The 9,802-nt window shown below is 67.1% G+C and carries 6 protein-coding genes and 2 pseudogenes; 4 read left to right on the top strand and 4 right to left on the bottom strand.

Annotated features, from left to right (window positions below):
• Positions 1–528, bottom strand: a pseudogene (locus AB0E14_RS38395) (galactose-1-phosphate uridylyltransferase); the annotation flags it as partial.
• A gap of 355 nt (positions 529–883) precedes the next feature.
• Between AB0E14_RS38395 and AB0E14_RS38390 the strand changes: the two are divergent.
• Both AB0E14_RS38390 and AB0E14_RS38385 read left to right on the top strand, forming a co-directional pair.
• On the top strand, positions 884–1,156 hold the full coding sequence (locus AB0E14_RS38390; protein ID WP_362429768.1) for a hypothetical protein: 273 nt from the start codon (positions 884–886) through the stop codon (positions 1,154–1,156).
• A gap of 83 nt (positions 1,157–1,239) precedes the next feature.
• Positions 1,240–2,331 (top strand): hypothetical protein, encoded by a 1,092-nt coding sequence (locus AB0E14_RS38385; protein WP_362429765.1) that lies wholly within the window; start codon positions 1,240–1,242, stop codon positions 2,329–2,331.
• Positions 2,332–3,510: 1,179 nt separating this feature from the next.
• On the opposite strand, the gene AB0E14_RS38380 is transcribed toward AB0E14_RS38385, so the two are convergent.
• On the bottom strand, positions 3,511–3,645 hold the full coding sequence (locus AB0E14_RS38380) for a hypothetical protein (RefSeq protein WP_362429762.1): 135 nt from the start codon (positions 3,643–3,645) through the stop codon (positions 3,511–3,513).
• Positions 3,646–3,795: 150 nt separating this feature from the next.
• On the opposite strand from AB0E14_RS38380, the gene AB0E14_RS38375 reads away from it, so the two are divergent.
• Both AB0E14_RS38375 and AB0E14_RS38370 read left to right on the top strand, forming a co-directional pair.
• Positions 3,796–4,752 (top strand): hypothetical protein, encoded by a 957-nt coding sequence (locus AB0E14_RS38375; RefSeq protein WP_362429759.1) that lies wholly within the window; start codon positions 3,796–3,798, stop codon positions 4,750–4,752.
• A 552-nt stretch (positions 4,753–5,304) separates the two neighbouring features.
• Positions 5,305–6,269, top strand: a pseudogene (locus AB0E14_RS38370) (IS30 family transposase); the annotation flags it as partial.
• 833 nt (positions 6,270–7,102) lie between these two features.
• On the opposite strand, the gene AB0E14_RS38365 reads toward AB0E14_RS38370, so the two are convergent.
• Positions 7,103–8,782 carry a hypothetical protein gene (locus tag AB0E14_RS38365; protein WP_362429756.1) on the bottom strand — a complete coding sequence of 560 codons (1,680 nt, stop codon included), beginning with the start codon at positions 8,780–8,782 and terminating at the stop codon, positions 7,103–7,105.
• A gap of 798 nt (positions 8,783–9,580) precedes the next feature.
• A complete protein-coding gene (locus AB0E14_RS38360; protein WP_362429771.1) occupies positions 9,581–9,781 on the bottom strand; it encodes a helix-turn-helix domain-containing protein in 201 nt (66 codons plus the stop codon).
• Between the last annotated feature and the right edge of the window lie 21 nt (positions 9,782–9,802).

Here is a 9,802-nt window from a genome sequence, read left to right as displayed (position 1 = left end):
CGGGAAGGCGTAGATCTGGCCGTGCGGGTGGCCGAGGGTGACGCCGATCTCGGCGCCCCGGTTCTCGAAGCAGTAGACCTGCTCGACGCCGGGCCGGGCGGCGAGTTCGGCGGTGCGGTCGGTCCAGGCCGCGAGGACGAGCGCGGCGCGTTCGGGGGTGAGGTCGGCGAAGGAGGCCTCGTGGTCGGAGGTGAAGCAGACGACCTCGCACCGGCCGTTCTCCCCGGAGAGCGAGGGGAATCGGTTCTCGAAGACGGCGACCTCGTAGTCGGGGGCCGGGATCTCCGTCGGACGCCCGTCCCGGGAGGGGCAGAGCGGACAGGCGTCGGCCGGCGGGTGGTAGGTCCGGCCCTGCCGGTGCGAGGCGACGGCGACCCGGTCGCCGAGGAGCACGTCGTGGCGGATCTCGGAGGCGGAGGAGACGGGGTCGAGCGGCCGGGAGTCGACGGCGTCCCGGAGGGCGTCGTCCCGCGCGTCGTAGTAGATGAGCTCGCGGCCGTCGGCGAGGGTGGTGACGGTCTTCTTCACGGCGACATCCTCAGGAGAATCAAACAGAAGCGCACATAATCAAGCATTAATAAACATTCGAAGTCAATGCTCGGGGTCGCGAGGCCGATCCGTACCGAGGGCGGGATCTCCGTCAGCGTTCCTGGTGGATACGCGTCTGTCATGCGCCCGGAGCCGAGCCGGGCAGGCCGACGCAGCGATGGTTGCCGGTCAGGGAGCGGCGGACCCGCTGCATCGGCGTTCGGCGAGGGGTACGAGTGCTCAACTGGCGTGAGCACTAGGGGGTCCTGCCGCCGCCGCCCGCCGAGTACCGCCACCGGGAGGAGGGTGCCGAGGATCGTCCCAAGCAGAGGCGATCACATTGCCCAGGGCGGCTATGGGCGAACAGTTCGCCCCGCTGTTCGGCAAGCCGGCTCTCGGCGGTCATACCGGCCGTGGCCGCAATATCCTGCTGGGTGCGAAGGCCTTCGGTCTCCCGTCAGCCGACCACTTCGACCCGCCGGGCGGGCACGGTCAGGTCGAGGATGGACACCACCCGCACCGCCGCGCCGAGCTCCTCCAGGATCCGGGGCAGAGCCTCGGCGGTGACCGCGGCGGCCAGGTTGCCGCACCACGCTCAGGCCAGCGGCAGCGGGCGCCAAGCCACTGAAGGTCAACAATTCAGGTCGGCATTTCGCCGACCCCGGCCCGAAAAGGCAGAGATGCGGGCATTCGGCATCGAATGCTGGCCTGGTGGACACGGAGCGGGACACGCTGAAGCTAGCAGGCGTCTCGATGTGGGCTGTGTGCAAGGAGTGTGGCGTGACGGAAGAGCATGAGGCAGAAGGCGCCGCGCCTGGGTCAGCGGCCCATGCGCCCGTGCGGATCGTCCCCCACGACTACCGCACGATGACATCAGAGCGCGCCGGAACGGCGCCCGCCCCTGCCAGGAAGCCCGCGGCACCCGGTGCGACGACCCGTTCCGCTGCCATCCCTTCCGCGGCCCCCGCCCCCACCCCGGAGGGGCGGACCAGGGACGAACAGCTCCTGGCCGCCGTCCGCGACGCAACCGGCTCCCTCACCGTGGCCGACCTCACGAAGGCACTCGGCACCGACGCCAGGACCCTTCTGAGGCGTCTCCGGCCGCGGCTGGGCCTGGAACACGGCACCGCCACCGATGTCCTCAAGCACGTACGGGCGCACAAGGAACCACTCGCCGTTCAGCTATGCGGTCGCCCCATCGAGGACCTGATACCTGCCGGCAAGGTGCGGAGTCCCCTGACCGAGCAGGACAAGCAGTTCATCGGAGCGGTCCTGCGGCACACACCGGCCGACGGCGCGGGCCAACTGGCACGCACGTACAACCGGCCTCAGGCCTTCATCAAGCACGGGCTCGAGCAACTGGGGCGACGGCTCGGTATGCCGGTCACACCCGCGCAACTCGTGGCCCACATACACCACCATCAAGCCGACATCCTCGCGACAGCCGGACTCACCGAGGACCTGGAATTCCTGCCCGACCTCCCCTCAGGCAGGGCCGAAATACTCAACGAACAGGACGCACAGTTCATCGGTGCGGTCCTCAGGCACACGCGGACCACCACCCCGACCAACCTCGCACGCGCGTACAACCAGACTCATGGCTTCATCAAGCACGGGCTGGCGGCTCTGGCGCAACGGCTCGCCGCAGGGGTCACGCCCACCCAACTCGTGGCATACATCCACGACAACCAGGCCCATGTTCTCGCCGCAGCCGGACTCACCGAAGATATGGAATCCCTGCCCGATCTCCCTCAGGGCAGAGCGTCTCTGGCCACCGCGACGCCGCGAAGTCACGCAGGGTAACGTAAGTAACGCGTTTGCCTGCTGGGGTCATTGGTGTTCACCGGGTCTGCGCACGGGGTGCGAACGCGTTCGGTCCGGCAGCCGTGATGCAGCCCAGCCGAACGTGTCGGCTCGGCTGCGTCACATGTGGCGGGAGCCCCGTCCTGAAGGAGAGGTACCTCAATCGGGCATGGTTGGTACGTGAGGGCGAGGCTGCTCTCTCCGGGCTCGCCGCGCGGGGTTGAAGCGGCCATCCACGTCCGCCCCGGGTAGGTGAGAGGCGAGCCGGCCCGCGATGAGCCGCGCCGTCCAGGTGGCGACTGCCGCGGCCGCGTTGTCACCGACCGGGACGCGGATGCGCAGGTGGTCGGCCTCCTGGAGTGATCGGTAGTGGGGGCGCGAAGCTGGGCCACGAAGGTGCCGTCGTACCAGACCCGGCGAAGCCACCGACGGCAGGGTTCCGGGGCGTCGATGACGGGCCAGTCCGAGGGGCGCGCGGACAGCGGCACGGCGGCAGCACGCAACACCAGTACGTCGCCGAACCGGCGAAAGACGGGTGTATTCGCAGGTGTCCTCCTTCCTCGGAGAGCGGTGCGCCGGTGGGTCGGGGGGGGGTGCCCGCTCCCACCGGCGTCATAGGCTCGTTCAGCTCTTCCAGCTGGAGGCGCAGCGTCGCCTCGTATGCCTCGTCACCTGGCGGAAGCGGTTGACCCGCCGGCCACGCAAGGAGGCGTAGCTCTCAAGCATCGACCGGGCGGAAACGCGTGTCGTGTAGATGACGACCTCGGGGCGACGCCCGGTGGCATGTGCGCCGGCGACTCCGTTCCGGCGCAGCAGCACACCGGCGACCTTCCTCGCCAGCTCCGGGACGTGCGGCGGCGGTAGCTATCCAGTGAGGCGACGTCGTCACACAGGCGGGCCTTCAGACCGTGCAGAACCCGCGTTCGCGGCGTGCCGCTGCCCGGAACGGAACTGCATGCTGGCCCAGGTCCCCGGCCCGCTCGCCGCGACCGGAGTCGCCCAGCAGATCCGACAGCTGCGCCCAAGTCCCCACCGTCCGGCCCCTTGGCCCGGTCGTGCTGCTGCTCCAGCTGAAGATACGCCTCCACAAAGACTCCCGGCCCATACCCGCGCGCTGGCAGTACGCCGCGATCAGCATGGCCAGCATGTTCATCGTGTCCGCCGAGTCCGTGGCCCGGTTCAGCGCATGCGCTTCCAGGTGCTGGCCTGGTCGGGCTCGGTGTACCGCAGCACCTTCTGGCAGTTCTGCACGCCCTCGGAGACCAGCTGGTGGATTGCCCGGCGCAGCGGCTCGGGCATCGGGGGGAAGGCCATGCCCCGCACGTGAGAGCTGTTGCGACCCGCACGGCCGTACGTGGGACAAGCCGCATCCCCGCCTCACTCGGCCAGACCAATGCCCAAGCGGCCCGCGCCCTGTCAGTGCCGTTCACTAAGCTTCAGCCAGTACGTCGTGAGGGGGACGAAATGGCCAGCAACAAGGTCGATCAGCGTGCGATCGAGAAGCACGTGAAGGAGACCAACAAGGCGTACGAGCGGGCCTTCAAGAAGTACCCGATCACCGTGCCCCTGGCCAGCAGGGGGTTCACTCCCTCGGCCGGAATCTCCGGTGTGGGCGTGGGCATCGAGCAGGACCCGCAGTTGGTCCGCTACCTGATCTGGCTGGGCCAGCTGCCTGAAAGCCGGTTCGGGGAGCAGGCCGACTACGCCGAGTACTCGGGCACGCCTCTGGAAGATGTTGCGGTCCTGGCAGCCGAACTGGAGCGGGACGGCCTGGCTGATGCCATGAGCTCCTTCGGCTCGCCCGACTCCCACAGGGTGACCGCCGACGGACGAGTAGAACTGCGCCGCCTCGCCCGACTGCGCAGCGCACCCGCCGCCCGGCACCGCTACGCGACCGACGCCTTTCTGCGCTGGCTGTACGCCACCGCACACGACCAGCGCCCCGCGAGCCCGGCCGCCTTCCTGAACACTGATGAGTCGCACTTCGCCGGCGGCGCCCTGTCGGAAACGGAACTGGACTACGCCCTGGCGCGCCTGCTGAACTCCGGACTCGTCGAAGAGGCCAGCACCGACCCCAAGACCGTCACCATCACCCTTGACGGTATCGACTGCGTACTTTCTGGAGCGACCGTGAGCGACTACCTCAATCGAACCCGCCCTGGCGACTACTACAGCATCAATGGCACCAACATCGTCGCCGGATCCCAGGGCAAGGTCGAGCAGCACAACCACAACCACGCCTTCGACCCCGGCGTCATGCGCGAGTTCGCAGCCCTCGTACAGCAGCTCGCCCCGACCTACGGCCTCGATCCTGTGCAGCAGGCCGAGCTCGTCCGCGACGCCTCGATGAGGAAGCCAGCAGCGAGACCGCCCAGCCCGGACGTGTCCGCGCGGCGTACGACGCCGTTATGGGCCGACTGACCGAGATCGGCGTCGCGTCGGCTGCCCTGACCACGACCCTGCAGCAAGGCCAGCAGGCGTACACCGCGGTGTTCGGAGGGTAGAAGCGGCGCGTGCCGACGCATGGTGACTGCGGTGACGCCAGGCACGAACAGCGGAACGCCAAGAGGCCCCCGGTGCTCTTAGGTTCTAGCGGTCCTCGCAACACTCACGATGATGGGAGTTGCGGGGACCGTGGGCGGTAAGAGGCTTGATCCGGCGTTGAAGAGGCGTTTCCTTGAGCGGCTGGATCCCGTGGCCCGTGAGCTGGGGCTGAATCTGAATACGGCGTTCACCCTGGCCCGCAAAGCGGGCATGAACTACGGGCACCGGCGGCACCCGCGGCGCGAGGAGTACATGAAGCTGCGGGCCCAGGGTGTCTCCCGCCGGGAAGCCGCCGAACGGGCCGGGGTGCACGTGCGCACGGCCAAGGACTGGGACTACGGCGTCCGGAAGTCCCGCAATGGGCGGGCCTACCCCGACGGCCGACGTGTGAACTACACGACGGGCACCGTCACGATGTCCGGTGTGATCATGACGGCACCGGTGAGGCCGGTGAGCCTCAAAGCCCTTGAGAAGAAGCTGCACCCGCGATTCCTGTCCCTCTCCGAGCGGGAGCGAATACGTGACCTCCACGCCGCCGGCCGGTCGTTGCGGGCCATCGGACGGACCCTGGGGCGCCCGGCCAGCACCATCTCGCGCGAGCTGCGGAACAACTCGGGGACCGTCGGCTACCTCCCCTACGTGGCTCACAGGGTCGCTGCCGCGCGCAGGCCCCGGCCCAAGGAACGCAAACTGGTGGGCGAGAGCCCGTTGCGCGCTTTCGTCCAGGACGGCCTGCGCCGACGGTGGTCCCCAGAACAGATCTGCCACGCTCTGACCAAGAGCCATCCCGACGATCAGAGCATGCGGGTGAGCGTGGAGACGATCTATCAGGCACTGTATTTGCAGGCCAGAGGCGGTTTGAAGCGGGAAGTCCAGGCAGCCGTCCGCACCGGGCGCACGCGCCGCAAGCCGCGACGCGACCCGAGCCGTCGCACCCCTCGCTTCAACGACCCGATGGTGATGATCAGCAGCCGCCCCCTGAGATCGAGGACAGGGCGGTGCCCGGTCACTGGGAGGGCGATCTCATCGTCGGCGAGCACGGCCGGTCCGCCATCGGGACGCTGGTCGAGCGGAGCACCCGCTACACCATGCTGGTCCACCTGCCCGGCAGCTCACACGACGCTGCGGCTGTCCGCGACGGCCTGGTCCGCACCGTCCAGACCCTCCCCCCGCATCTGCGGGGCTCGCTCACCTGGGACCAGGGAAGCGAAATGGCACGGCACAAGCAGTTCACCATGGCCACCGGGATGCCCGTCTACTTTTGCGATCCCGCCTCGCCCTGGCAGCGCGGCTCGAACGAAAACACCAACGGCCTGTTGCGCCAGTACTTCCCCAAGGGCACCGACCTGAGCCTGCACAGTCCCGAAGACCTCGAACACGTCGCCCAGGACCTCGGCCAGTACGTCACCCGCGCCGTGTTCGGCGCCCTAGAACTGCCCCGGCTCCTGTACCCCGTCCGCACCCAGCTTGCTTCCCAGGAGACCAGCCTGCGCGCTGCTCTCCAGCTGCTGCACGAGCGCCACCTGACGGGAGCCGGGGAGCGGCCGGAGGCGGCGGCGCTCTACCTGGAAGCTGCATTCAAGCTCCACCTGAGCTGGGGGCGCCTCGCCGCCACCGTCGCCGCGGACAACGCCCGGCCCTGGCGCACAGCGCCCCACGCCCCTGCGCCCCGGCGCCCGGCCCCACCGCGGGCCGGGCGCCGGGGCCCGACATCCCCTGGCGCGACACCCGGCCCGCATGGCAAGGCGCCCCCACCCGCTCGACGCGAGGAGATTCAGCCCCGGCCGGGCGGCGGTGGCAGCCGCCCGGCACCGAACACGCCACCCCGCACTCAGAGGAGAACCATGGACACGCGCACCCGCCGTTGGCTGCTGGAGGGGGTCCGGCGCGCCCATCAGGCCGACGCCGCGTACACCGCTGCCGACCGCGCCCGAGCCCGGCAGCCAAGGCCACCGCCGCCCACGCCCGCTTCATCCGCGATCCGCAACTGCGGCCGCGCTTCTCGACGAGGCCGAGCAGCTCGCGGTACGGGTTCTTGATCGAAACCCGTCTACCAGGGGCTTCACCCGTCTGTCGGCCCAACTGGCCAGCCCAGCCCGCAGGTTGGAAAAGGCTCAGGATCGGTGTGGGCGGCGGGGTGAAGGGGTGAACCACGGTGCATGAGTCTTCATGCGTGCCTCACCAAACCCGGAAGAGTTCGGACGCTGCCCGATGACGCGGCCCGTGTTCAACTTATCGTCTCGGTTATCTCCATCCTGGTGAGCTTGCGCACCACTTTGCGGGTCAGCCCTGAGTCGTTCCCCTCGCTGGAATTGGACGGCATGGCGACTTCGATGCGGCCCCGGCCCAGCAACCCTCGCTTGCGAACCGTGATCTTGCCATGCAGCAGCATGTCAATGTGGTTGCCTGTGAAGTCATTCATCCAATCCGCATAGAAGGGGTTCTCTTCCCCGACAAGTGCGATCTGCGTTCCTGGGTGGTATCCAAAGTAGACGGGCTGATTCTCCCTCACCGAGGATAGAATCCTCCTGCTTTGCCTATCGACGGCTTGGGCCTGTAGCCGCCAACGTTCCAGGACTGGTCCGTGGAGACCTCCTCCTTTCTGCCGTAGATCTGCCGCAGTCCTATAGGGGAGGGGGAGGTCATGTGTGGGAACTTCGGCTGGCACTGGCTTCGACTCAAAGGGAATAAGCTTCGTGCTGTCTAGGGCAGCGTCATCGCGCCGCTTGTCGAGTTCCCACCCCGTCGGAAAGGGAGAAGGGTTCGCGCTCGCCGAGCGGCGCGTGGGCGCCGTCTCTTGTGGTTGGCCTTGTGCCGGTACCAGTGGCTCGGGCCTAGCCGGCGACCTCTCATCATCCAGACTCAAGTATTCGGGCCTTACCCCGCCCTTCTCTCCAGGGCCGGGGGGCCACATGGACCCGCGGTCACCCTCCCTGGCCCGCTTCGGCTGGAGGCGGGCCTCTTCCGCGACGCGGGCACGGCCGGCGGCCAGGATGCGCTCGCCCCGCTGCCGCCGTTCCGCAGATACTTCTTCCCCTACTTTTGGAGTTTTGCCGCGTCTGGTATTCCTTCGCCGGGCAGATCCCGCGTTCGCGATGACTTCGACATCCAGAGCCGATGAACCAGGAGCACCACCCCTTTCGGTGCTTTGTATGCCTATCAGATCGATGAAATGGCGTATCTGGTCTCGCATCCCTGGGTCATCTGACTCTACGTCGAGAATCCCGTCTCGGGGGATGATCTTCCCATAGCCCCGGACTTCGAACATTTCACTGTAGTGAAATGTGATCTCTTGGGGAACGTATTCCCCGACAATCATAGACGCGGGTGGGGTAATTTCAACGGTTCCGTCAGAAAAATACTGATCACCGACAACGAGAAGATCCTCGCCATCCACCGTTCTGCATACGGCGCAGTTCTCCCACGACACAATTCCTCGAAGGCCGGCTTGATTTCGCTCCATGAGATCCGCAAGCGCGATCGACCTTGCCTTATTCAGGGCAATCGAGCGCTGCTGCTGCAGGGCTTCAAGGTAACCCTTCTCGTTGGCATCTAGCTCACCATACTGGCGCTCTACTCCTTTTCTGCGAATAAGAACCTGCTCGAGCGCGGCACCGAACCGACCTGCGACTTCCTCCCCTCCTTCGCTTTCCAGTTTCTCGACCAGATCATGAAGGAGCTCCCCGCAATGCCCTGTAATCCCGGATCCCGAACGTGAATCTTCGTCTTCAAGTACTAGGAACTTCCCTTCACTTACACTGAGAAGCCCGTTCGCGCAAAGATATTCGACGAATCGATAAAATATCTTCACGCCATCGTCGAGCTGATGTATGTCGGTTTTGAACTGATCACTGCGAATGACATAGAGGCCATTCATTACCTTTTGCTGGATTCCATCCATGAACATGGTCTCTTCGCTCCTCTTCTGGTCTCCTCTCTGCTTACCTCCGCGTGGCGCCTCCCGGAACCTCCGGGAGGCTGCTCTTTTGGGCTGAACTCACCTCACAAAAGGGTGGCGGATAGTTGGTCTTCGCAGCTCGGATGCACGGCGGGTGCCCCCCTGGGCCCGCACCATCCGGAACTGCTGCCCACCCCCGCCATGCCAGGGCACTCAAGTTTCCCGCCCGAGCCGCCGACCACAGCTCCCCACCGCCCGGCAAGGCATTCCAAGGGACGGCGCTGCTGTTCCTCGCGGCGATCTACTGCGCGACAACGCCGCGGTCGATGTACGGGTCGATGGCGGCGAGGACCAGGCGCCGGAGCTGGTCCGGCTCCAGCGCCTCCGCCTCCCACTGGACCGGGTGCTCGATGTCGAATCCGTAGCGGCGGGCGTGGAACGCGGCTACGGGCCGTGTAGACCACCTCGCCCATCTGATCCAGCTGCCCCATCGCTGCCACGACGGAACGTCGGTCCTGATGGAGTTCCTCCGCCAGCTCCGCCGACCCAGGGAGTCGAGCTCCCATGGGGTAACGGGCCAGGTGATTGCGCAGCAGGTGCAGGAGGGCCGCGCGGCGCCGGGCGAAGAGGGCGCCAGGCGTCCGAGGCGCGCTCTCCGGGCAAGCCGCAATCCCGCCCGAGATGCTTTGTAACGCGCTAGTCGTCATGGTTCCTTCAGTTAATGAGTCGGGGCTGGCGAGCGCGTGGGGTGCGCGCGCTGGAGCGTCCAGGGGGAGGCGCTCGACCACGTTCCCGAGTAGGGGCGGGTCAGGCATGAGGCCATCCGCCTCTGGGACGGAAGGTAGCCCCCGTCTCGGCCAGAACGGTGCACACAAAGCTGAAGGAGCGCCCGCTCTGCCGGGCAAGGTCGCGGATCGTGACGCCCGCTTCGTACCCGGGACCTGTCCCCGAGTGGTGGACACCTCTGAGCCCGGTCCCGGTAGGGGCCGGGTAGGAGGCATCTTTTATGGTGATGAAGGTCTACTCGCC

The organism is Streptomyces sp. NPDC047981 (genome assembly GCF_040653315.1).
Taxonomy (GTDB): Bacteria; Actinomycetota; Actinomycetes; order Streptomycetales; family Streptomycetaceae; genus Streptomyces.
Note: the sequence above shows the minus strand (reverse complement) of the source record. Positions and strands in the feature narration are given on the sequence as shown.